Genomic DNA, 22540 nt, shown 5'->3' with positions numbered 1-22540 from the left:
GGCGCACGGGATGGGCCAGCTCAACATCGAGAACCAGGACATCGAGAACCAGCGACTCGAAATCGATGCTGGGAATGTCTGCTTCCTGGGTCCCAACCTGACACTCCGCAACTGCACCCTGCTCCTGAAGGTGGCTGCGAGAAACCTGATTCTCATCCAGCCGCGACTCATCAACTGCACCATTGAGGTCAAGAGGGAGCTCAAGAACTTCCCCTGGACTCACGCCCATCTGAAGGGCTGCAGATTCACGGGGGCCATGACCGGAAGTGACTTTGGCCGCTGGTCATTTGACGAGGACTCGGAGCGGGGCAGCATCGAAGACTGCGACTTCACCGATGCGCGCCTGGATGCATGCCGCTTCGTCGACTGTGACCTCAGTCGCATGAAGCTCCCTTCCTGGCCCTGCTTCACCGTGCTCGACCCGGTGGGACGCAAGAGCGAGCTGCTCGCCCGCCAGTGGCCCGGCACCATGCGCATCAACGTGGAGTCCTTCACGGACGACCTCCCGGAGACCCTCGCCGTGACGTACTTCGCCCCCGCCGTGGCGAAGCGCAACGACACCACCCCGGAAGCCATCCGCGCCGTCCTCGACACCCTCCCTGGCGTGATTCTCTGACGCGCTCCCGTACTCCGGGCCCAGGGAGCTCGCGCCCGCGGACGTACAGCTCGTTCCGGTGCGCATCCAGGGGCAGCCCGACGTCTACTCCATCCTGAACGCCGTCCAGGTCGTGAAGTGTATCGATGACCGGGCGTCGAGAGAGGTGAGGTACTGGACGCCGGAAGATGGGCGGCCGGAGAAGACGGGGCAGTACCGCGCTGTCTACGGCATGCGCATCGACCCTATCAGGGTCGGCGCCACGCGGGTGTTCCGTCCCTGGGGATGGACCCTCTCCCTCATCGTGTCCGACGAGGTCAGGGCCGCAGCACTGGCCCACCTGGGCGCCTCGGGCGTCAGGTTCGAGGAGGTTTGCCCCCAGCCACCCGCGCCGTGAATCGCGCGGCCAGTTCCTTCAGCCGCGAGGCCCGCGACTGCAGGTCCTCCACGGAGCGGGCAATCTGCTGCACGCCGGCCACCGACTCCGTGGAGCGCACCGAGAGCTGCTGGATGCGCCCGGCGATGCTCTCCCCGGAGGCGGACTGGCGCGCATTCTCCTCCGCCATCCGCTCCACGTGCTCGCCAATCTCCCGCACCCCGGCCACCAGCCGCGCCAGGGCGTCTCCCGCCGCGGAGGACAGGTTCAGGCCCTCGCGCACCTTCGCCGTGCCCTGCCGCATCAGCTCCGCCGCCGCCGCCGTGTCCGTCTCGTTCTGGCCCAGCAGTGACTGCACCTGCCCCGCGGCGTCGCGCGTGCGGTTCGCCAGCTTGCGCACCTCGCCCGCGACCACCGAGAAGCCCTTGCCGTGCTGGCCCGCGCGCGCCGCTTCAATCGCCGTGTTCACCGCCAGCATCTGCGTCTCGTCCGCCACCTGCTGGATGAGCCGCAGCATGTCCCCCGTCACCCGCCCGGACGCCTGCATCCGCGCCACCGTCTGCGCCGAGCGCTCCACTACCTCCACGATTTCCGCCATCTTCTTCGACGCGTGGCCCACCACCGTGCCGCCCTCCCGCGCCACCTCGCCGTTGTCCGCCGCCGTCTCCGCCGCCGTGCGCGCCGCTTCCGCGCCCTGTGACACCCGCGCGCTCATTCCCTGCACCGCCTCCGCCGCGCGCTGCAGCGACTCCGACTGCTCCCGCGTGGTGAGTGACAGCGCGTCCGCCGACACCCGGATTCGCTCGGCGTCCGCCGCCGTGGCCCCCGCCGCCTCCACCAGCGCGGCCACCACCTCGCGCAGCCCCGCCACCATGCCGTTGAAGGCCTCCGTCAGCCGGCCCACCTCGTCCGCCGAGGGCACCGCCAGCCGCACGTCCAGCTCTCCCCGCGACACCCGGTGCGCCGCGTCCGCCAGCGCCCGCACCGGCCGCACCACCCGCCGCGACACGTACGCGCCCGCCAAGAGCGCCAGCACCAGCGCGCCACCCACCGCCACCAGGATGCGCTGGCGCACCTCGGCCACCTCCCGGTCGATGTCCTCCACGTACACGCCCGTGCCCAGCACCCACCCCCACGGCGGGAAGAGCTTCACGTAGCTCTCCTTGGGGATGGCGTCCGGCGAGCCCGGCCGCGTGGCCTCGTACGCCACCGAGCCCTCACCCCGGGCGCGTGCCAGCTTCACGATGTCCACGAACACCGGCCGGCCGCGCACGTCCCGGTAGCCCGTCAAATCCTTGCCCAGCATCGCCGGCAGGTGCGGGTGCATGACGAGCTTCGTGTCCAAATCATTGACCCAGAAGTACTCCACCCCCGAGTAGCGCAGCCCCTGCAGCAGCGCCGCCGCCTGGGCCTGCGCCTCCTGCCGCGTCAGCGTCCCGGCGCGCTCGCGCGCTTCGTAGGACTCCAGGATGCCGTAGGCCGTCTCCACCGCCTGCCGCAGGCCCCGCACCCGGTCCTCGTGGAGCTGCGCCCGAAGCTGCGGCAGCACGTAGGCGAGGATGGCGAGCAGCAGTGGTAGCGCCACCACTCCCATCGCCACACAGAGCTTCACCAGCAGGCTTTGCCGTCCAAGCGACATCGACCCGCGAGCGTAGCCCCTGCGGGACTACACCGCGCAGGCTCGGGGGCTCGCCTCCCTGGCTGGCCTCGCCTGGCCGTCCGGCCGCCTGCTCCTCGAGGCCCCGAAACCCCTCGCGCGCGTCCAACCCTGGGGGGAGGAACCGGTCGCAGGACTTGCCGGAGCCGTAGGAAAGTCGCCGTCCAACGTTATAGGTCACCCGCGTTCCGGGGCCTTCCAGCGTGCGGGCAGGGCCCCCGAACCCTTCCCCCGAGGGGCGTGGTGCCGAGGGAGGGACGCTCAGAAAGCGCCCATCCGAACCCCGAGAGTCCACCTCGTGGGCAGCAACCCTACGGGTGAACAACTTGAGGCTGACCCGGCAAGTTCTGTCTGTCTGCCTCCATACGTCCTATGCCAGCGGCCAAACGTTTCGGGTCGGTAAGGCATGGACAAGAAACTCGCAACCACCATCGGAGCAGCGGCGCGCGCCGCCCGGACCCGCCTGGAGCTCACGCAGGCCGACGTAGCCGAGCGCATCGATGTGGCCACCGAGGTGTACGGGCGCCTGGAGCGCGGCGGCATGCTCCCCAGCGTGCAGACACTGCTGAAGCTGTGTCACGAGCTGCACGTCTCCGCGGACGAGCTGCTGGGCCTGTCCGCCTCGCACGGCGCATCCAACGCCTCGCGCGCCAGCGAGCCGCCGCCCTCTCCCCAGGAGCGGCCCGAGGTTCGCCGCCTGCTGCGCACCGTGCGCCAGCTGGACCCCTCGAAGGTGAAGCTGCTGGGCCTGGTCGCCAACGCGCTGGGGCGGCGCTGAAGCGCGCGCCCCCCGCCGTCACCCCTCACAACGTGGAGATGAGCCGATCCAGCTCGTCTGGCTTCACCGGCTTGACGAGGTGCCGGTCGAACCCCGCGCGCAGCGCGCGGTCATGCCCCTCCGGACCGCCGTAGCCCGTAATCGCCACCAGGCGGATGCGCTGCCCCACCCGCGAGCGCAGCTCCTCCGCCACCCGGTACCCGTCCATCCCCGGCAGGCCGATGTCCACCAGCGCCAGCTCCGGTGACTGCGTCAGCGCCAGCGCCAGTCCCTGCAGGCCGTCCGGCGCCACCGCCACCTGGTGACCCCACAGCTCGAGCAAATCCCGCATGGCCTGGCGCGCGTCCGAGTTGTCCTCCACCAGGAGGATGCGCCGCCCGTTGCGCCGCGTGTCCGTGCCCTTCCCGCTGTCGGCGGGGACGGCCACCTCGTGCAGCAGCGGCAGCTTCACCACGAACTCGCTGCCCCGGCCCGGGCCGTCGCTGAAGGCGTGCACCTCGCCGCCGTGCATCCGCACCAGCTTGCGCACCAGCGTCAGGCCGATGCCCAGGCCCCCGCGCGAGCGCTCCAGGGACGTGTCCGCCTGGGCGAACAGGTCGAAGATGTAGGGCAGCACGTCCGCGGGGATGCCGATGCCGGTGTCCTTCACCCGCACCACCGCCTTCGCCGAGCCGTCCACGCCCTCGTGCTCCACGCGCAGGCTGATGTGGCCGCCGTCCGTGTACTTGGAGGCGTTGTCCAGCAGGTTGGTGAAGACCTGCTCCAGCCGGGTGGCGTCCGCGTGCACCCACAGGGGCTCGCGCGGCAGCGACACCTCCACCCCCAGCCCGCGCGACTCGGCCATGGGGCGCGCCACCTGGAGCACCTGCTGCAGGACGGCGAGCAGGTCCACCCGGGACAGGCGCAGCTCCACCCTGTCGCGCGTAATCCGGCTCACGTCGAGCAGGTCGTCCACGAGCCGCGCCAGGTGGTGCGTCTGGCGCTGGATGATGCCGCGCATGCGCGACTCCTTGGGGTCGTCCGCGGGCTTGCGCTCCAGGATGCCAATGGCCGTCATGATGGCGGCCAGCGGGTTGCGCAGCTCGTGCGCGAGCATGGCGAGGAACTCGTCCTTGCGCCGGTCCATCTCCGCCAGTTCCTCGGCGCGCAGGCGCGCGGCCTGCTCCGCGTGGCGCAGGCGCAGGAGCGACTTCACCGTGGCGATGAGCTCCGAGGCCTCGAAGGGCTGGGTGAGGTACGCGTCCGCGCCGCCGTCCAGGGCGCGCACCTTCTTGTCGGAGGTGACGAAGGTGGCGGAGGTGTGCAGCACCGCCATGGCCGCGGTGCCGGGGTTGGCGCGCAGCCGCTCGCAGACTTCATAGCCGCTGATGTCCGGCAGCTTCACGTCCAGGACGATGACGTCCGGGCGGTGCTGCTCCGCCATGAGGAGCGCCGCCATGCCGGTGGCGGCCTCCAGCACCTTGAAGCCCGCCATCTCCAGGATGCGGTTGACGAGGTAGCGGTTGGCGTCGTCGTCGTTGACGTTGAGGACGGTGGCCAGCTTGGGGTCAACCACGGCGGCTACCCTCCTGCAAGGCGTGGGAGCCGAGGCCCGCCTTGGTCAGCGCGTCGCGAATGCGGTTGATGGCCACCTCGCGACTCAGCGTGTGCTTGGAGAGGATGGCGGCCGTCTCCTTCGCCAGGCGCGTGCGCTCGTTCTCCTGCAGCTCGTGCGAGGTGTGGAGGATGACGGGAATCTCGCGCGTGCGCGGGTCCGCCTTCAGCTCGTCCAGCACGTCGAAGGCGGTGATGTCCGGGAGGACGAAGTCCAGGAAGATGAGGTGCGGGGCCTGCTCGCGCGCCAGCCGCACGCCCTCCTTGCCGCCGGACGCCTCCAGCAGCACGTAGGGCAAATCCTTGAGCAGTTGCTTGAGCAGGTAGCGGTGGACGTCGTCGTCGTCGATGAGGAGCAGCCGCTCCACCGGCCCGCTGCGGGCCATCGTCTGGAGCTTCTTCTGCAGCCGGACCTCGTCCACCGGCTTGAGCCAGAACTCGTCGGCGCCCAGCGCGCGTGCCTTCTGCTCGCGGTCCGTCACGGTGACGACGAGCACGGGGATGTCGCGCGTGCTCTCGCCGTTCTTCATGTCCGCGAGGAAGTTCCAGCTCGTCTCCCCCTCCAGCATGACGTCCAGCACCATGGCGGCGGGGCGCACGCGCTCCATGACACGCCGGGCCTCCTCCGTGCTGCGCACCGGCAGCACCTGGAAGCCGGAGCGCGCCAGGTACTTCTCGTAGAGGAAGAGCGTCTGCCGGTCGTCCTCCAGCACCAGCACCGGGGCGCGGCTGGGGTCCAGTTGCTCGCTGCGCGCGGTGAGCCCCGTCATCTCCGCCACCTCGGTGTGGACGCGGGGGATGGTGACGGTGAAGGTGGAGCCCTGGCCCAGGGCGCTCTTCACGGAGAGGGTGCCGCCCAGCACCTCTGTCAGCTTGCGCGCCAGCGGCAGGCCCAGGCCGGTGCCCTTCAGCTTGCGCTGCAGCGGGCTGTCCACCTGGGAGAACTCCTCGAAGATGCGCTCGTGGTTCTCCGGGGCGATGCCGATGCCCGAGTCCTGCACGGTGAAGACGACGGTGTCGCGCGGGCCGGGCGTCACTGACAGGGTGACGTGGCCGGCCTCGGTGAACTTCAGCGCGTTGGAGACCAGGTTGCGCAGCACCTGGCTCAAGCGGGACTCGTCCGTCTCCAGCTCCAGCGCCTCCTCCGGCTCCACCAGGCGCAGCTCCACCGGCGCGCCCGGCGGCACCAGCGGCTTCATCATGCCGCGCAGCGCGCTCAGCAAATCACTCACCACGAAGCGGCTGTGGCGCAGCGTCGTCTTGCCGGACTCCATCTTGGAGAGGTCCAGCAAATCATTCACCAGCTCGAAGAGGGCCTCCGCGGAGTTGCGGATGAACTGGACCTGCTTCTCCTGCTCGCCGCTGAGTGCGCCGTTGATGGGGTTGAGCAGGACTTTCGAGAGGCCGAGGATGGAGTGCAGCGGGGTGCGGAACTCGTGGCTGACGTTGGCCACCACCCGGCTCTTGATTTCGGCGGCGAGCTGCAGGCTCTCCGCCTTCTCGTCCAGGGCGACGTGGAGGCTGCGCACGCCGCGGTTGGACTCCTCCAGCTCGCGGTTGAGGCGGGCCAGCTCGTCCGCGCGGCGCTTGAGCTCGCGCTGCTGGCGCTCCGTCTCGCGGTGGAGGGTGGACACCTCGCTGAGCGCGCTGTTCACCTGGTCCAGGGCGCTGCCGTAGTCCTGCGGCACCAGGCTGCCCACCATCAGCACGCCGCCGTCACCGTCGGGGCGTGCGCGGAAGGCGAAGGTGGTGGGGGTGTCCTCGTGACAGAGGATGAGCTCCCAGCCCTCCACCCGCTCGTCGCGGGCCTGGACGAGCAGCTTGTCCACCTTCTCCTCGGCGCCCTTCGCCGCGAGGCTGCGCAGGCTCTGGCCCGGCTTCGCGGCGAGGACGGACTGCGCGCGCGCGTCCACCCAGGTGAGGGTGCCCTGCGTGTCACAGACGAGGGCGATTTCCCGGCTCAGGTCGTCGAAGAGGCGGCCATCGGGGGCAGCGGGGTGCCTCATGAACGGGTCTCCTCCCAGGACACGCCCGCCGTGGCGAGCAGGGTTCGGGCTTCCGGATGCCGGGCGCCCAGCACGGACTTCAACATGCCGAGCACGCTGGGAAATGCCAGCAATCCGAAGCCACGCCGTGGCCAGAAACCGACATACCAGCGCACGTGGTCACCCATCAGCTCGTGACGGCCCGACGCCAGCGAGTCCGCGAGGTAGGACAGGTGCAGTTGCAACTCTTCTTCAAGACGCGGCCGGTCCTCGGGGAGGATGTAGAGCGTCAGCCTGCCGGCGGCGGCGTGGGCCAGCTCGGGGGCGTCCTGCTCCAGCTTCTGGGCGGGCCCCTCGGTGTAGCGCAGCGCCGCGCGCGCGGCCTGCATGTAGTCGTGGGGCAGGGTGCCGGGGCCCCAGCCCTCGGCTTCCAGCGCGTGGGCCAGGCCCGCGAAGTGGCTGTCCAGGTGGCGTGAGCACATGCCCCGCGACACGAGGAGCGTGCGCAGCCAGCGCGCGTAGCCCTCGATGACGGAGGGGCGCTGCTCGTCGAGCGCCTGGACGAGGTAGCGCACGTGGAAGGCGGCGTCCTCGTCACCGAAGCGGCGCGAGCGCTCCTGGCCGTAGCGCGCCTCCCAGAAGGGGTCCTGATACAGCGGGGCCACGGAGGCGGTGGCCAGACGGCTCGCCTTCGCTTCCACGAGTCTGCTCAGCGGCTGCTCCATCGGGGTTCAGACTCCAAGCGTCCGGCAGGCGGTGGCGACGAGCTCGCGCGCGTCCCTGCCGAAGAAGCTGACGCCCAGGTCCTGTTCCAGGTCCGGGGCCCAGCGGAAGGCGAGTCCACCCACGGCGATGGCAATGCCGGGGACGGCCTCGCGCGCGTGGTTCACGGCCTCGCGCAGTTGAGGCAGGTGGTACGTCATCGTCACGGAGAGGGCGAGCAGGTCGGGCCGCACCTCGCGCAGCATGCGCGCCAGGTGCTCGGGCGGCACGTTGGCGCCGAGGAAGCGGACGTCGAAGCCGGCCATCTCCAGGAAGTCGCTGGCCATGCGCGCGCCCACCTCGTGCAGCTCTCCCTGCACGCACGACACCATGACGAGCTTGCCGTTGTCCGGGTCTCTGGGCAGGTGCCGGTAGAGGTGGGCCAGGGCGAGCTGGGAGATGGAGGTGGCCAGGTGCTCCTGCGCCACGGAGATGATGTTCTCCTGCCACAGCCGGCCAATCTCGTACTGGGCCAGCTGGATGACCTCCAGGTGCAGCGTCTGGAGGGGCACGCCGCGCAGGAGCCCCTCGTCTACCAACAGGCGCAGGGCTTCCCGCCGGTTTCCGGCGAGCTGCGCGGCGAGGTACTGCTCGCGCAGGGTGGTGAGGGAGGGTTCGGTCTGTTGGAGCACGGGCGTGGAGGAGGCGGGCAGGGTGCCGAAGGGTAGTGGTGAGCGGTAGGGTAAGGGTGACCCGTTTCTCAGTTACAGCGGACGGGGGCCGTTTTCATCGCCAACCTGACACTGTGCGGGCCCGCGGATGGTGGCCTGGCTGCCTGCCCGTCCTGTAGATTTTGCCGTTCTGCCCGGTGATGGGAGCTTCAGTACCCGCCGCCGCGCCCCGGGCCCTTCGTGAGGCTGGACATCCCGCGCGCCCTGGATTGAGAGTCCGATGTTCGTGCCGATTCCTGCCACGACATGGCTACCGGGAGGAGGTGAGCTCGCTTCGCTCACCCGCGACCTGGACTGGTCGAAGACTCCCGTGGGCTCCATGGAGACGTGGCCCCACTCGCTGCGCATCACGCTCTCCACGCTGCTCACCTGCCGCCAGCCGATGTTCCTGTGGTGGGGGCCGGAGATGGTCCAGTTCTACAACGACGCGTACCGGCCGAGCCTCGGCGTAGACCGCCATCCCCAGGCCCTGGGCGCGCGCGGGCGTGAGTTCTGGACGGACATCTGGGACGTCATCGGCCCGCTCATCCGCCGCGTCCAGGGAGGCGAGTCCGTCTGGTTCGAGGACCAGCTCATCCCCATCCACCGCGATGGGGGCTTCCAGGAGGTCTTCTGGACGTTCAGCTACAGCCCGGTGCTCGACGACGGCGGCGGCGTGGGAGGCGTGCTGGTCGTCTGTACCGAGACGACGCAGAAGGTGCTCGGCGAGCGCCGGCTGCGGACCTTCAAGGACCTGGCCGTGAGCGCGTTGGACGCGGGCGACGAGGAGTCCGTGGGCACGGCCGCGGCGGAGGTGCTCGTCCGCAACGCGGCCGACGTCCCCTTCTCCGCCGTGTACCTGGGCGGGGCCGACAGCCCCTTCCTGCGGCGGGTGGGGCTCACCGGGCTCGAGCCCCGCTCGCCCGCCACGCCCCCGCGCGTGGAGCCCCTGGAGGCCCACTCCGTGTGGCCACTCTGGGAGGCCGTGCGCACCGGCAGGCCCGTGTGGGTGGACGACGTGCAGGCGCGCGTGCCGGGCCTCGTGGCGGGCCTGTGGCCCGAGCCCATCCAGACCGCCTGCGTGTTGCCGTTGCCCGAGCCGGCGGGCGGGGGCGTGCGCGGCGTGCTCCTGGTGGGGTGCAGCCCGCGCCTGTCGTTCGGACCGGAGTTGCAGGACTTCTTCGCGTTGCTCGCCGGCCAGCTGGGCGCGGTGCTGGCGCGGGCCCGCGCGGGCGCCGAGCGCGAGCGGCTGTTGGTGGCGGTGGAGCGGGCGCACGCGCGGGCAGAAGCCGAGCGCACACGCCTGCACAACCTGCTCGAGGCGGCGCCCGCGGTCATCTGCACGCTGCGGGGCCCCGAGCACGTCTTCGAGCTGGCCAATCCGCTCTACCTGGAGCTGGTCGCCGGCAAGCGCCCCCTGGTGGGCCGCCCCGTCGCCGAGGCCCTGCCGGAGGTCGTGGAGCAGGGCTTCGTCGAGTTGCTGGATGATGTGTACCGCACGGGCAGGCCCTTCGTCGGGCAGGAGGTGCGCATCCTGCTGGACCGCCAGCTGACGGGCCACCTCGACGAGGTGTTCCTGACCTTCAACTACCAGGCGCGGCGTGGGGCCGGGGGAGCGGTGGAGGGTATCGACGTCTTCGCTTTCGAGGTGACGGAGCAGGTCCACGCCCGCCGGCGGGTGGAGGCCGTCGCGGACGCCTTGCGGCGGAGCGAGGAGCGCAGCCGCATGGTGGAGCAGGCGTCGGGCGTCGGCACCTGGGAGCTGGACCTGTCCACCCGGAGGCTGCGGCTGGACGCCCTCACGAGCGAGCTGCTCGCGATGCCGGGGGTGGGCGACCCGGCGCTCGAGGACGTCTTCGCCGTCCTCCTCCCCGAGGACCGTGAGCTGGTGCGTGAGGCGGTGGAGTCCGCGCTGCGGGGCGAGCGCGCGGGTGTGTTCGCCGCCGAGTACCGCGTCGCCACGCTCGATGGCGCGCTGCACTGGTTGGAGGGACGCGGGCGCGCGTACTTCGGCGCCGACGGGCGCCCCGAGCGCTTCCTCGGCACGGCCATGGACATCTCCGCGCGCAAGGAGGTCGAGGCGCAGGCGCGCCGGAACGCTGAGTTCGAGCAGCAGCTCATCGGCATCGTCAGCCACGACCTGCGCAATCCCTTGAGCGCCATCCTCCTCGGAGCGCAGGCGGTGCTGCGCGGAGAGGAGCTGAGCGACAGGCAACTGCGCACCACGCTGCGCATCCAGACCTCGGCCGAGCGCGCGGTGCGGATGATTCGCGACCTGCTCGACTTCACCCAGGCGCGCCTGACGGGCGGGCTTCCGGTGAGGCCCGCGCCCATGGACCTGCATGCCCTGGTCCGCCAGGTGGTGGACGAGGTGCAGGTGTCCCGCCCGGAGCGCGCCGTGCGCGTGGAGCAACAGGGCGAAGGCCGGGGCACGTGGGATGCGGACCGCATCGCGCAGGTGGTGGGCAACCTGCTCTCCAATGCGCTCGACTACAGCCCCGCGGATATGCCCGTGACGGTGACGACGCGCGGCGAGGCGGAGCGGGTGGTGATGGAAGTGCGCAACCTGGGGGCCACCATCCCCGCCGACGTCCTGCCGCGCCTCTTCCGGCCCATGCAGCGCGGTGTCCCCACGGACGGCACCCGCCGCAGCGTGGGGCTGGGCCTCTACATCGTGGACCAGGTGGTGCGTGCGCACGGTGGGCACGTGGACGTGCACTCGGACTCCGAGCAGGGCACCGTCTTCACGGTGCGGCTGCCGCGCGACGTCAAGGGCACGGCGTCCGGCGGTTAGCCCGGTTGGAGGCGTGCCACCCGAAGACCGCGAGTGTGGCCGTGGCTGATTTCATCGCCCACCCGACACGGAGCGGCCCTTGTGGCCGAGGCCCGTTCGCTCCTGGCTCTGTTGCAATGGGGTTGGAGGGCTCGAAATGGCCGTTTCCGGCGTCTGGGGCTGCGCGGTCGCCCTGCTGCTTCCCGTGTGCTGGGGCTGTGCCACCGGGGGACTCCAGCCCGGGCACTTCGACTTCGTCACCATCGTCGAGAAGACCGAGCTTGGGCCGGACGGATGGCGGGCGGCGTGTGTTCACGCACTCATGGAGAATATGACGACGAGGGAGTCGTTCGTTTGCAAGTTCGGGGTCGAGATGCCGATGGAGACCGAGCAGGAAGGTTCCATCTCCCGAGCGCTTGCGCAGCGAATCGCCGCAGACTGTGCCACGGTGGCAGCAGAGCGTGTCTTCCGTCCCGCCACGGCCGCGCTGCCTCCAGGGCTGGCGTGTGAGAGCTTCAAGAAGACCTACCAGGAGACCCTGTACGGGGCTGTTCAGGGTTCCATTGTCAGGACGACGTGCCACAAGAAGACGACGCCAGTGAAGGTGGGGTTCTAGCTCATGATTCTCTCGGTCGAGAAGCTGATGGCGATTGCCCGGGACCACTGGCGTGCGGACAAGGACTACGACTTCCGGCTCGACAGGAGCCCGGAAACGCAGCGGCTCGACCAGCGCTGGGAGCGGGCGGTTGAAGAGATGGACCGATGGAGAGCCCTGCTGGGCTCTGTCAGGGAGGAGTTGACTGACTTCAGGATTGGGAACATCACGTCCACATGTGACGCCTGCCTCCGCTGTGGCGCCTACCCGGAATCCAACCGCCAGGACCCTACCCTCAGCTGGGTCGTGGTCGGCTGCCTCAGCATCCTGGCGCCCGTCTACACTGTCTATGGAGTGAGGCGCGAGTACCGTGGCAAGAAGCGAATCGAAGAGGTGCTCTTCGAGCCACTCCCGGAGTTGCTGCGGGCGCCCGCGCGCATCATCGCCCGGAACATCGAAACGCGGTACGAGGCCACGCTGCTTCCACGCGAGGTCGCCGATACTCCCGTTCCGCTCATCGTGGAGCCACGGGAGCCTCCGGAGACCACCCTGTTCCATGCGCTCTTCTTGAGCGAGCCCGCACGGGTGCCCTGAGTCGCGGGAGCGCCGGCCCTGCTCACGGGATGGCGTGACGTGCAGTCCGGGCTGGCCTGGGAGTGCGACGGGTCAGCGGAACTCGTTCACGATGTAGACGCCGGCCGAGGAGAACTCGAGGATGGCCGTTCCTGGCTTGGACTCAGGGCGTTTCCTGAGCTGCCCCTTCGAGAGGCGGGCGACCGCGCAGATGGGCACCTTGTCCGCCCGGGGCGGGTGCGCCTCGTAGTAGCGGATGACCACCTGTGGTCCCTCCGTCCAGACCCTGCCGTAGAGCCGGGTGGGCGATTCGAAAGGACCGAAGTCCTCGTCCACCATGCTCTCGATGGGGCCTTCGTACAGCGTGATGGGGCTGGTGTCGTCCTGGTTCACATCCAGCTCGACTCGCGCGGAGTCCCCCACATACAGCCTGAGAATGCGCATGGTCTCCAGCGCCTTCTCCGGGCACTTCTCCGGTCCCGGGCTTCCATCAGGACGCAGCGTCACCCCACCCGTGGCGGTACCGGGGCAACCAGATGCCGTCACGAGGAGCGTCGCGCAGCAGAGGAGTGCGAAGGGCTTGTGGCGCATGTGCCGCACTTACTCACGGGTCAAACGGGGATCCAGCACGACGTAGGCTTGCCTCTGTCCATCGTGCCGGAAGATCTCCAGAGCCAACTGCCCCGGTCCTTCCGTGTCCATGAAGGCGCTCCTATCCGCAACGATGGCGAGAGAGCCGGACTCGCCAGGAGGAATCGAGGGTCTCGCCGCCTTCACCGCCACCTGTCGGAGTTGGCCACTCGAGGCGCTCCATGCGCGGGTTCGCGTCAGGCTCCAGGACTGCTCGGAATCATGGTTGACGATGTTGAAGACGACAGCGGCCTTGGTCTTGCCGGAGAAGACGACGACCTCGACATCCGCATCCGCCTCTTTGAAGAACCATCGACGCCTCACGACAAAAGGCGTCTGCCTGACCGAGCCAGAGACCAGCAGCGCGGCGAGCGCATGGTCCGGGGAGGTCTCCTCCTTGCGGAGGCGTTCGTTCTCTTCGCCCAGGACGTGATTGTCCTTGAGCGCTCGCAGCAAGGCCGCGTGCATGGCCTCGTAGCTTTCACGGTCCTTGAACACGTTGACCTGTTGGTCCGTCCTCGCTCCACTCTCACGGTCCGGTGGTCTCAGCAGGAAGGCAATCTGCGTCCCATCCGCGAGCGTCACCAACAGGGGAACAGCTTCGTCAGAGGCGAGGTCGTGGAGTGGCTCCAGGAGCACCCTCCCGCCGGCGACGACCAGCGGCTCGAATCTGCCTTCCCACCCCATCATCTTCGTCTTGTCCCGGACCACGGACTGCTCGAACCGCAGAACGGTAGCGACCTGTCCCTTCACGTAGACCCGATGGGTGCTGTCGTCTGGGTGCTCCGAGAGGAGGATGGGCCGTATCGCGAGGTCCTCTCGCTCATGGGCCGCAGCCGCGGAAGTCAGCAGGACGAGCAGCAGGGTGGCCCGACAAGGCATGAGGGCTCGCATGGTGCGCACAACCTACCAGGGCATGTCTCCAAGTACATACCCGTAAGGGCGCTGGCCACTCCGACTTCTACGTGGACAGCTCCACCGTCCAGTCCTGCTTCCTCGGCTTGAGGCGCACGCGCAGCGGGGTGGCCTCGGTGGTCGCGACGTGCTCGAGTCGCTCCAGCGGGTACTCCGTCACGGGTTGCTCGCGCACGGCCATCAGGCGCAGCAGTCGCTCCGCCATGGGGCCCATGGACAGGGGTTTGTCGACGCATTCCCAGCGGGACACCGTCTCCTTCGTCACTCCCATGCGGCGGGCCAGGTCGGAGCCCGACAGCCCAAGGTACGTGCGCAGGAAGCGGATCTCCCGTGGCGTGAGCCCCGCCTCCTTCCACGCGAGTTGCAGCGTGAGCGCCGTGTGGAGCTTCTCGACGTTCGAGTAGCTGATTTCCTCCTCCCCGCAGTCCGGGCAATGGCGGACCTGGACGCCCTCCATGATGACGCGCTCCAGTCCGCCGTAGGACCTCCGCGTCTCCTGCCGGGACGTCATGCTCCCACCGCACTGCATGCACTTCATCGCTTCTTCCTCCATGCCGTGACCACCATCGGCTCCGTGCGAAGTCCCAGGCTTCCAGTCCTGGTACGGCCGTCGGGGCCAGCTCCTGACTGGCACGCTGCTCAGCGTGGCAGCCGCACGGTGAAGGTGGTGCCGCGGCCGGGGGCGGAGTCCAGGTCCACCGTGCCGCCGTGCGCGTCCACGAGGTGCTTGACGATGTAGAGCCCCAGGCCAATCGAGCGGTTCGTCGTGTCTCCCGTCCTCGGTCCCCGGCGCATCGGCTCGAAGAGGCTCGCCTGGACTTCGGGGGGAATGGGCTCGCCGTCGTTGTGGACGCAGAAGTGCCAGGCGGCCTCCGTGCTCCAGGCCCGCACGGTGACGGGCGTCTCCGTGGCGCCGTGGGTGAGCGCGTTGGACAGGAGGTTCGTCATCACCTGGGCCATGCGGTCCGTGTCCCAGAGTCCCCGGCCATCTCCGGACAGCTCCAGCCGCACCTCGCGCTCCGCGTGGGCCACGCGCATGTCCTCCACCACGCCGCGCACCACGCGGTGCAGGTCCGATTGCGTGCGCTCCAGGGCGATTCCCCCACCCAGCCGCGCCTGGGTGAAGTCCAGCAGGTCGCGAATCATCCGGCTCGCGCGCTCGCCGTTGGAGACGATGCGCGTGAGGTGCTTCGTGGTGCGCTCGTTGAAGTCCTCCCCGCGCAGGAGGATGGACGCCGACAGCAGCATCACCGAGAGCGGGTTGCGCAGGTCATGCGAGACGATGCCGATGAGCTGCTGCTCGAAGTCCGCGCGCCGGCGCAGCTCGTCCTCCACCCGCTTGCGCTCGGTGATGTCCTTGGCCACGCCGATGAAGCCCAGCGCCTCGCCGCGCTCGCTGCGCAGCAGGGTGGTGTGGATGTCCACCCAGACGGTGGCGCCGTCCTTGCGCCGCCCCTTCCACTCGCCCCGGTAGTCCAGGCCCTCGCGGATGCGGGCGATGTCGCGTGCCGCCTCGGCGAGGTCCTGCTCCGGGTAGAGGCGCGCCGTGGTCTCCCCCAACATCTCGCCGGACGTGTAGCCGAAGAGGTGCTCGGCGCCGTGGTTCCAGTGGGTGATGCGGCCGTGCAGGTCCGTCACCACCACGCTGTCGCGCACGTTGCCGAGGATGATGGCCTGCTCGCGCAGGAGCGCGTTGGCCCGCTCCAGCTCGGCGCGCATCGCCCGCTCTTCATCCAGCAGGTTGGACTGCCTGCGCGCGGACGCCCGCGCGCGCAGGAGCACGTGGAGCGTGGCCAGCAGCTCCTCGGGATTCACCGGGGCGATGAGGTAGCTGTCCGCACCGCCTTGCAGGCCCTCCACCCGGTCGGTCGTGGAGGTGAAGGCCGAGGAGAGCTGGATGACGGGGATGGCGGCCGTTTCCACGTCGCGCTTGAGCCGCTGGCACACCTCGAAGCCGAGGATGTCCGGCAGCTTCACGTCGAGCAGGATGGCGTCCGGCTGTCCCAGGGCGAGCCGCAGCGCGTCCTCGCCCGTCTCCGCCTCCACCGTGGCGAAGCCCGCGCGCCTCAGGGTGACGCAGAGCAGGTAGCGGCTCGCCTCGTGGTCATCCACCACGAGAATCACGGGCGCGGGCCGGGCTGTCTGGCGGGGGAGGTCGGTGGCCATCGCTGGGAAGGATTACCCACGCTACTTCCGCTTTCTTCCGCTTGAGTCCCCATGATGTCGGGTACTGGCCCGAGCCGGGGTCCGGACGCACCGGGCGTGAAGGCGCACCGGGCGCCGGCAGGTCGCGCTCCAGGCGTGCGACAGAGCCGGAATGGCGCGGTGGCGGGTGGCCCGGCCGGGGAAAAAGGGGTACGGACGCAAAGGCGCGGTAACAGTTCTTCGCGGGGCCGGTGTTCCCCTCCGCGAACGAGGGAGGCGCGACGCCGGTGTCAATCGATGTGGAGGCCTACTACCGCCGCTACGGCCCCCAGGTGCTCCGGCGCTGCCGCTTCCTCCTGCGTGACGAGGAGAAGGCCGTGGACGCCATGCACGACGTGTTCGTCCAGCTCCTGCGCTACCAGGGCGCGCTGAAGGACCAGGCGCCGTCCAGCCTGCTGCACCGCATTGCCACCACCGTGTCCCTCAACAAGCTGCGCGGGGCGAAGCGGCGGCCGGAGGACCGGGAGGACGAGCTGGTGCTGCAGATTGCCTCCGCCGAGGACACCGAATCACGCGCCGCGGCGCGCGGGATGCTGGACCGGCTGTTCGGCCGGGTGCCCGCGTCCAGCCGCGACATCGCCGTGCTGCACCTGGTGGATGGAATGACGCTGGAGGAGACGGCCCGGGAGGTGGGCCTGTCCGTGTCCGGCGTGCGCAAGCGCCTGCGCGCGCTGTCCGCCGTGCTGCAAGAGCTGGAGCTGGAGGCCGCATGAACTCCCCCCGCACACCCGACTGGCTGCTGGAGCGAATCGCACTGGGAGAGCTCTCCCCCGACGAGCTGGCCGCCGCGCGCGCCCGGCTCTCCGCCGAGCCCGACGGCCCCGCGCGCCTGGCCGCCCTCGAGGCCGACACGCGTGCCACGCTGGAGCGGCTGCCCCCCGCGCGCGTCGTTCGCGAGGTGGCGGCCCGCGCGTCCCGGAAGGAGGCGCCCTCCCCTTCGCGGCGCCTGGCACCGGCATGGGGCCTGCTGGTGCCGGCGCTCGCCACCGTGGCCCTCTTCGTCCTGGCGCGCCCCGACACCTCGCCCGACGGCTCGGGAGTGACCGGGTCGGACCTGACGGCATCCGGCGGCTCCGCCGAGACGACGCGCATCAAGGGCCTGGCGCCCCAGCTGCTCGTCCACCGTCAGGCCGCCGCGGGCCCCGAGCGCCTCACCGACGGGGCTCCCGCCGCCGCGGGTGACGTGGTGCAGCTGGCGTATGTGGCCGCGGGCCGCGGGCACGGCGTCATCCTCTCCGTGGACGGGCGCGGCGCCGTCACCCTGCACGCGCCGGAAGGGGGCGGCGACTCCGCCGTGCTGTCTCCGTCCGGCACCCACATGCTCCCCCGTGCGTACGAGCTGGACGACGCGCCGGACTTCGAGCGCTTCTTCTTCATCTCCTCGGAGGAGTCGTTCTCCCTGGAGCCCGTGCTGGCCGCGGCCAAGGCCCTTGCGGAGGGCCCGGACGCCCGGACGGCCCCCCTGTCTTTGCCCGGGGACTTGACGCAGGTGTCGTTCACGCTGGAAAAGCAGAGGTGATGAACTCCTTTGCGCTCCTCGCATCGTGGCTGTGGGCAGGGGCGGCGGTCGCCGGGCAGTTTCCGGGGGCTTCCCGTCTGGTGGCGGAAGCGGGTGGATCCGCCCTCGCGCAGTCGGCGGGCGAGGTGCCCGCGTCCTCGCGGGCGCTGCGCAAGGGCAAGGTGCACGTGGAGCTGTGGGCGAGCGACATCCAGTTCGCCAACCTGGCCGTGAAGTTCGGCGGCGGGCCGTTCTACTTCACGCTGCTGTCGGGCTTCGAGCCGGGGCGGGACGCGCGCTTCAGCTTCGGCGCGGGGCTGGGCGGCCACCTGACGCTGGGCCACCGGCTCTGGCTGGACGGGGACGTGACGGGCGGCGCGGTGCAGCCGGTGCAGAAGCCGCTGGAGGGTGACGGCGGCAACGTGCTGGGGCAGGCGCGGCTGATGCTGGGCTTCCAGGTGCTGCCGCGGCTGGCGGTGTTCGCCGGGCCCACCTACAACCTGTGGTTCGTCTGGGGGCAGCCGGACTTCGACTCCATCACCCGCTTCTCCGCGAGTGAGAGCCAGCCGAAGCCGGACCAGCGCCTGCAGCACTGGCCCGGGCTCCAGGTGGGGCTGCACATCTAGGCGGCCCGGTTCGGCTTCACTTGAGCATGCGGCTGGCGCGCAGGACGGTGGCGGCACCGGCGGGGCCGGCGTTGGCGCGGGTCTCCAGGGTGGCCTCCACGCGCAGGCCCTCCTTGAACGTCTGCAGCTCCAGCTCGTTCGCGCGCTCGTCGGAGCCGCCGGAGAGGGCGGACAGGTCCAGCTCGTGGACGGGGATGGGCTCCGAGTCCGGCTTGTCCGCGCGGTAGGCGTTGTAGGTGGGGCAGGGCGGGGCGATGCAGCGGATGCCGCTGTTCTTGACGAGGTAGACGGTGCTCTCACCCTGCTTCACCTCGCCACCGGCGGGGGGCGGGGGCGTGGGGGCGGCCTCGGTGCCGGGCTCGTTGCCCTTGGGGGCGGCCTCGGCGGCGGGGCGGGCGGCCTCGGTGGACGGGGTGCCGGGCTCGCTCGGGGGGGTGGGAGAGGAGGAGGGCGTGGTGCAGCCGGCGGCGAAGCCAAGGGCCAGGGCGGCGAGCAGCAGCGGGCGGACGTTCATGAAGGGCTCCGGAAGGGAAGGGAGGCGCAGTGTCCTCCTCTTGAGAGATTGGGGCCAGTCCGCGCTTGCTTCCAGGGGCCGGCGGAGTGGCGACGCTCGCGGGGCGGACTATGTTCCGGAACATGGACCAGGACACGGATCCACGCCGACGCGAGCGCTACCTGCAGCTGCTGCGAGCCCAGTCCCCGGTGGACCGGCTGCGCAAGGCGGGCGCGCTGACACGTGCGGTGCGGCAGATGGCCACCGCGGGTATCCGCCAGGCGTTTCCCCTGGCGGACGAGACGGAGGTCCGCGTCCGGCTCACAGAGCGGCTCTACGGGCGTGAGGTGGCGACCCGGCTGTTCGGTCCCCACCCGGCACTGCGCGGATGAGCGAGCCGGATGTCATCGCCGTGGCCCTCCAGTGCGCCGATGCGCTGGAAGTGGCCGGGGTGGGATATTTCCTCGGAGGCAGTCTGGCGAGCTCGCTCCAGGGCGAACCCCGGGCCACCAACGACATCGACTTCGTCATCGACCTGCGCCTGCCCCAGCTCCCGGCGTTCGTTCAGGCCCTGGGGGCTGACTTCGACGTGGATGAAGAGTCGCTCCGGGACGCCGTCCGGCAGGGCGCTTCCTGGAACATCTTCCACCTCCCCACCGTCACGAAGGTGGACCTCTTCCTGCTGCGCTCCGGGGCGTTCGACCGGAGCGAGTTCGAGCGTCGCCGCCGGGTGGCGCTGACCCCGGACGGAAGGGGACTCTTCATCAAGAGCCCGGAGGACTCCGTCCTGCGCAAGCTGTTGTGGTTCCGTGAGGGTGGGGAGACCTCCACCACGCAATGGCGGGATATCGTTCAGGTCCTCCGGGTGACCGGCGGTCAGATGGATGTGGATTACCTGAACTCCTGGGCAGGGCAACTTGGGGTGACGGCCCTGCTCGACCGAGCTCGGACATTGGCGGGCTAGAGGGCTTCGGCGTTCATTGACGTCCCCCCGGTCAGGGGCTACATCCGGCCTCGTTGATCGCCCCTCCGGGGCGTGACCCGTAAGGACACCTTCCGATGGAATTCCGCATCGCCGCCGACGAGCTGAAGAAGGCCCTCTACCGCGCGCAGGGAATCGTCGAGCGCAAGACGACGATGCCCATCCTCGCCAACGTGCTCGTCACCGCGAACAAGGGCGGCATCACCGTCACCGCGTTCGACCTGGACATCGGAATCGTCTCCGAGCACCCCGCCGAGGTCATCAAGACGGGCGCCGTCACCCTCAGCGCCAAGTACGTCTTCGACATCGTCCAGAACCTCCCGGACGCCCAGGTCACCCTCAAGAAGCTGGCCAACAACTACGTCGACATCTCCAGTGGCTCGGCCCACTTCAAGATTGTCGGCATGGCCGCCGAGGAGTACCCCAAGCTGCCCAAGGAGGAGAACGCGCCCCTGGTGCAGGTGGGCGGCAACACCCTCCTGGAGATGATCAAGAAGACCCAGTTCGCCATCTCCAGCGACGAGACGCGCTACATCCTCAACGGCGTCTTCTTCGAGCCCCAGGAGGACGGCAAGGTCCGCATGGTGGCCACCGACGGCCACCGCCTGTCGCTCATCGAGCGCGAGGTGCCAGGCGACTTCAAGCTCAAGAGCGGCGTCATCATCCCCCGCAAGGGCCTGATGGAGCTCAAGCGCCTGCTCGACGAGGCCCCCGACGCCGAGTGCCACCTGGGCTTCGCGGAGAACTCCGCCCTGTTCAAGAAGCCCGGCCTCACCATGGTGATGCGCCTCATCGACGGCCAGTTCCCCGAGTACCAGCGCGTCATCCCCAAGCAGGGCGAGAAGGTCGTCCTCGTGCCGAAGACGCGCTTCCTCGAAGGGCTCAAGCGCATCGCCCTGCTGTCGGCGGACAAGAGCAACGCGGTTCGCATCGGCCTGGAGGACAACAAGCTCGTCATCACCGCGAGCAACCCGGACCTGGGCGAGGCCAAGGACGTGCTGGAGTTGGCCTACCGGGGCAACGACATCACCATCGGCTTCAACGCGCGCTACCTCATGGACGTGCTCACCGTCACCGAGACGGATGAGGTCTCCTTCGAGCTGGGCGACGAGCACAGCCCGGGCGTCCTCCACGCCCCCGGCGACCGCAGCTTCACCGCCGTCGTCATGCCCATGCGCGTCTGAGTCGGATCCGCGCGGTCCACCCCGGAGCGCCGTACCGCGCGCGGGGTGGACGTGCCGCATCCTGAACTCGACGGACGTACCCGGAGGCGCCTCCCGCTCGCGTCGCGCCTCCAAGCCAACGGAAGCAGGCCGCGCACCGTTCACTCGTGTGAGGGCCCGGGGGCTGGGGGGGCCTGCCGGCCGCGAGCCGCCTTCGTATAGTGAGGGCGTGGCCACCCACCCGGACAACCTGCGGGCTCGGCTGGAGGACCGCGCGGACCTCCTGGAGGCCACGCGGCTTCGTTACCGGGCCCTGCGCGGCATGCTGGACGCCTTCTTCTGGAAGGACCGGGTGCGTGCGCAGTTCGAGCTGCTCCGCGAGGTGGCCCAGGCCCAGCCGGACGTGGACGCCGCGCTCGCCGCGCTGAAACGCCGCGCCGCCGCGGAAGGCTGGCCGGCCGACGCCGCGCCCGTGAAGCTGATGGCCGAGGTGGAGCGGCTGCGCGAGGCCGTGGAGCACGCGGCCTTCCGGCGGCTGCCCGAGGAGGAGCGCCCGGAGTCGCTCGGCGAGGCGCTGTTGAAGCTGGAGGAGGTGGTGCTGGAGGCGGGCCCGTTGCTGGGCCGGCGCACCTGGGCCCGGGCCGTGGAGCTGCTGCCGCGCAACCTGCCGGAGCTGCGCGCCGCGTGCGCCGCCGCCGAGGTGTTCGAGCGCGTCTTCAAGCGCCCCGCGCCGGAAGGGCCGCTGCCCTTCACCTCGGCCGAGGCGGATGAATTGCGGCGCGCGCTGCCCCTGGCGGAAACGGCGCTGGCCACGCTGTGGCAGCGGCTGGAGCACTTCGACACCAGCGGCCGCGTGAAGGAGTTCCTGGAGAAGCGCGCGTCCCGCGTGCCGTTGCAGGTGCCGCGCAGCGGGCCGGAGTTGTTGCTGCACGCGGCCTTCTGGACGGGTGTCGCCCGGGCCCGGCTGCGCGCGCTGCTGGAGGCGAGGCTTGCGCCGGTGGTGCCCGGTGATGCGGAGGTGCCGGAGCTGCTCGTGTGGCTGGCGGCTCGCGAGGGCTCCGCACATGACGCGCGGCTCGAGCCATGCGCGGCCTTCGGTGAGGGACGCGCGGCCCTGTTCGAGCTGGCCGCGGAGCTGGCGGCGCTGGCGCGCGAGCGGCCTTCTGGAGCGTGGAACGAAGAGGCCGCGTGGGTGCGGCTGTGGAGCGCGGCGCAGCAGGCCCGTCGTGAGGAAGGCCCGGACGTGGAGCGACTGCGGGACGCGCTGCGCCTGTTCATCCTCCTGCGCGGTCAATCCCAGACGCCCGCGCGCCTGTTCTCACCGGACCGGGCACGGCCTCCGGCGGCGGACGTGGGCGCGGACGTCAGGGACCTGTCCGCGCTGGTTCACGCCGCTCGCAACGCCGCCTCGCGTGGGGGCTGAGGTCCGCCGCCCGCCACGTCACGAAGCGGCGGCGTTGACGTCACCCTTGCAGTCGTCGCACCAGTCGGCCGTGGGGTCACAGAACGAGTAGTGGGTGCCCTCGGAGTCCTTGTAGCCGCCGTGGACGGCGTCGAGCACGGCATCCGAGAGCTCGACCAGGCCCGAGGGATGCGCGGGGAGCGCGGCGCGCTGCGTCTCGTCGAGCGAGCGGTAGACGTCCGGGTCACGCCACGCGCGAACGATGTCTTCCCTGGAGAGTTCCTTCATT

Annotated in this window: 24 protein-coding genes; 13 read left to right on the top strand and 11 right to left on the bottom strand. The window is 70.2% G+C overall.

The genetic code is table 11. The features are described from left to right. The first annotated feature begins 10 nt into the window (after window positions 1–10). Both OV427_RS19085 and OV427_RS19080 read left to right on the top strand, forming a co-directional pair. Complete coding sequence (locus OV427_RS19085; protein ID WP_267857554.1) at window positions 11–616, top strand: pentapeptide repeat-containing protein; 606 nt, start codon at window positions 11–13, stop codon at window positions 614–616. Between the two features lie 58 nt (window positions 617–674). Further along, window positions 675–992 (top strand): imm11 family protein, encoded by a 318-nt coding sequence (locus OV427_RS19080; protein ID WP_267857553.1) that lies wholly within the window; start codon window positions 675–677, stop codon window positions 990–992. Here OV427_RS19080 and OV427_RS19075 read toward each other — a convergent pair. Continuing rightward, the gene (locus OV427_RS19075; RefSeq protein WP_267857552.1) at window positions 952–2610 is read right to left on the bottom strand and encodes a methyl-accepting chemotaxis protein; all 1659 of its coding nucleotides are present in this window, start codon (window positions 2608–2610) and stop codon (window positions 952–954) included. The two genes, OV427_RS19080 and OV427_RS19075, sit on opposite strands and share 41 nt — an antisense overlap. Before the next feature lie 424 nt (window positions 2611–3034). Here OV427_RS19075 and OV427_RS19070 point away from each other — a divergent pair, with 424 nt between their 5' ends. Next, the gene (locus tag OV427_RS19070; protein WP_267857551.1) at window positions 3035–3406 is read left to right on the top strand and encodes a helix-turn-helix transcriptional regulator; all 372 of its coding nucleotides are present in this window, start codon (window positions 3035–3037) and stop codon (window positions 3404–3406) included. A 25-nt stretch (window positions 3407–3431) separates the two neighbouring features. Here the strand turns inward: OV427_RS19070 and OV427_RS19065 are convergent, their stop codons facing one another. Genes OV427_RS19065 through OV427_RS19050 form a run of 4 tightly spaced genes read right to left on the bottom strand, consistent with a single transcriptional unit; the run spans window position 3432 to window position 8378 of the window. After that, complete coding sequence (locus OV427_RS19065) at window positions 3432–4961, bottom strand: response regulator (protein WP_267857550.1); 1530 nt, start codon at window positions 4959–4961, stop codon at window positions 3432–3434. Then, entirely contained in the window at window positions 4954–7005 is a 2052-nt protein-coding gene (locus OV427_RS19060; RefSeq protein WP_267857549.1) for a hybrid sensor histidine kinase/response regulator, read from the bottom strand. The genes OV427_RS19065 and OV427_RS19060 overlap by 8 nt, the downstream gene beginning before the upstream one ends. After that, the gene (locus OV427_RS19055) at window positions 7002–7709 is read right to left on the bottom strand and encodes a hypothetical protein (protein ID WP_267857548.1); all 708 of its coding nucleotides are present in this window, start codon (window positions 7707–7709) and stop codon (window positions 7002–7004) included. Before OV427_RS19055 ends, OV427_RS19060 begins: the two co-directional genes overlap by 4 nt. 6 nt (window positions 7710–7715) lie before the next feature. After that, a complete protein-coding gene (locus OV427_RS19050; protein WP_267857547.1) occupies window positions 7716–8378 on the bottom strand; it encodes a cobalamin B12-binding domain-containing protein in 663 nt (220 codons plus the stop codon). 259 nt (window positions 8379–8637) lie between these two features. Between OV427_RS19050 and OV427_RS19045 the strand changes: the two genes are divergently transcribed. From OV427_RS19045 to OV427_RS19035, 3 genes are all read left to right on the top strand, one after another. Continuing rightward, window positions 8638–11190 carry an ATP-binding protein gene (locus tag OV427_RS19045; RefSeq protein WP_267857546.1) on the top strand — a complete coding sequence of 851 codons (2553 nt, stop codon included), beginning with the start codon at window positions 8638–8640 and terminating at the stop codon, window positions 11188–11190. A gap of 136 nt (window positions 11191–11326) precedes the next feature. Further along, window positions 11327–11785, top strand: coding sequence for a hypothetical protein (locus tag OV427_RS19040; protein ID WP_267857545.1), 459 nt, complete (start codon window positions 11327–11329; stop codon window positions 11783–11785). 3 nt (window positions 11786–11788) lie between these two features. Then, window positions 11789–12358: a hypothetical protein gene (locus OV427_RS19035; protein ID WP_267857544.1), complete on the top strand. Its 570-nt coding sequence runs from the start codon at window positions 11789–11791 to the stop codon at window positions 12356–12358. Window positions 12359–12430: 72 nt separating this feature from the next. Here the strand turns inward: OV427_RS19035 and OV427_RS19030 are convergent, their stop codons facing one another. The 4 genes from OV427_RS19030 to OV427_RS19015 all read right to left on the bottom strand — a co-directional run bounded on the left by OV427_RS19030 (window position 12431) and on the right by OV427_RS19015 (window position 16048). Beyond that, a complete protein-coding gene (locus tag OV427_RS19030) occupies window positions 12431–12928 on the bottom strand; it encodes a serine/threonine protein kinase (RefSeq protein ID WP_267857543.1) in 498 nt (165 codons plus the stop codon). Window positions 12929–12937: 9 nt separating this feature from the next. After that, window positions 12938–13861, bottom strand: coding sequence for a DUF2381 family protein (locus OV427_RS19025; RefSeq protein WP_267857542.1), 924 nt, complete (start codon window positions 13859–13861; stop codon window positions 12938–12940). Between the two features lie 67 nt (window positions 13862–13928). Continuing rightward, entirely contained in the window at window positions 13929–14420 is a 492-nt protein-coding gene (locus tag OV427_RS19020) for a type II TA system antitoxin MqsA family protein (protein WP_267857541.1), read from the bottom strand. 101 nt (window positions 14421–14521) lie between these two features. Then, the gene (locus OV427_RS19015) at window positions 14522–16048 is read right to left on the bottom strand and encodes a sensor histidine kinase (protein ID WP_267857540.1); all 1527 of its coding nucleotides are present in this window, start codon (window positions 16046–16048) and stop codon (window positions 14522–14524) included. A gap of 266 nt (window positions 16049–16314) precedes the next feature. On the opposite strand from OV427_RS19015, the gene OV427_RS19010 reads away from it, so the two are divergent. Genes OV427_RS19010 through OV427_RS19000 form a run of 3 tightly spaced genes read left to right on the top strand, consistent with a single transcriptional unit; the run spans window position 16315 to window position 18211 of the window. Continuing rightward, a complete protein-coding gene (locus OV427_RS19010; protein ID WP_267857539.1) occupies window positions 16315–16800 on the top strand; it encodes an RNA polymerase sigma factor in 486 nt (161 codons plus the stop codon). After that, on the top strand, window positions 16797–17606 hold the full coding sequence (locus tag OV427_RS19005; protein ID WP_267857538.1) for an ActD-like protein: 810 nt from the start codon (window positions 16797–16799) through the stop codon (window positions 17604–17606). The genes OV427_RS19010 and OV427_RS19005 overlap by 4 nt, the downstream gene beginning before the upstream one ends. After that, window positions 17606–18211, top strand: coding sequence for a peptidase (locus OV427_RS19000; RefSeq protein ID WP_267857537.1), 606 nt, complete (start codon window positions 17606–17608; stop codon window positions 18209–18211). Before OV427_RS19005 ends, OV427_RS19000 begins: the two co-directional genes overlap by 1 nt. A 16-nt stretch (window positions 18212–18227) precedes the next feature. Here the strand turns inward: OV427_RS19000 and OV427_RS18995 are convergent, their stop codons facing one another. Then, a complete protein-coding gene (locus OV427_RS18995) occupies window positions 18228–18725 on the bottom strand; it encodes a DUF6748 domain-containing protein (protein WP_267857536.1) in 498 nt (165 codons plus the stop codon). 122 nt (window positions 18726–18847) lie between these two features. On the opposite strand from OV427_RS18995, the gene OV427_RS18990 reads away from it, so the two are divergent. The 4 genes from OV427_RS18990 to OV427_RS18975 all read left to right on the top strand — a co-directional run bounded on the left by OV427_RS18990 (window position 18848) and on the right by OV427_RS18975 (window position 22272). Next, window positions 18848–19096 (top strand): hypothetical protein, encoded by a 249-nt coding sequence (locus OV427_RS18990; RefSeq protein WP_163993950.1) that lies wholly within the window; start codon window positions 18848–18850, stop codon window positions 19094–19096. Next, on the top strand, window positions 19093–19668 hold the full coding sequence (locus OV427_RS18985) for a hypothetical protein (RefSeq protein WP_267857535.1): 576 nt from the start codon (window positions 19093–19095) through the stop codon (window positions 19666–19668). Before OV427_RS18990 ends, OV427_RS18985 begins: the two co-directional genes overlap by 4 nt. Before the next feature lie 95 nt (window positions 19669–19763). Beyond that, complete coding sequence (gene dnaN, locus OV427_RS18980) at window positions 19764–20870, top strand: DNA polymerase III subunit beta (RefSeq protein ID WP_267857534.1); 1107 nt, start codon at window positions 19764–19766, stop codon at window positions 20868–20870. 208 nt (window positions 20871–21078) lie between these two features. Then, window positions 21079–22272 carry a hypothetical protein gene (locus tag OV427_RS18975; protein WP_267857533.1) on the top strand — a complete coding sequence of 398 codons (1194 nt, stop codon included), beginning with the start codon at window positions 21079–21081 and terminating at the stop codon, window positions 22270–22272. A gap of 18 nt (window positions 22273–22290) precedes the next feature. Here the strand turns inward: OV427_RS18975 and OV427_RS18970 are convergent, their stop codons facing one another. After that, window positions 22291–22539 carry a mersacidin/lichenicidin family type 2 lantibiotic gene (locus OV427_RS18970; RefSeq protein WP_267857532.1) on the bottom strand — a complete coding sequence of 83 codons (249 nt, stop codon included), beginning with the start codon at window positions 22537–22539 and terminating at the stop codon, window positions 22291–22293. Window position 22540: the final 1 nt, after the last annotated feature.

Origin of the sequence: Pyxidicoccus sp. MSG2, assembly GCF_026626705.1 — a bacterium.
In the GTDB taxonomy this organism is placed as follows: Bacteria; Myxococcota; Myxococcia; order Myxococcales; family Myxococcaceae; genus Myxococcus.
This window is presented reverse-complemented; position numbering and strand designations above follow the sequence as displayed.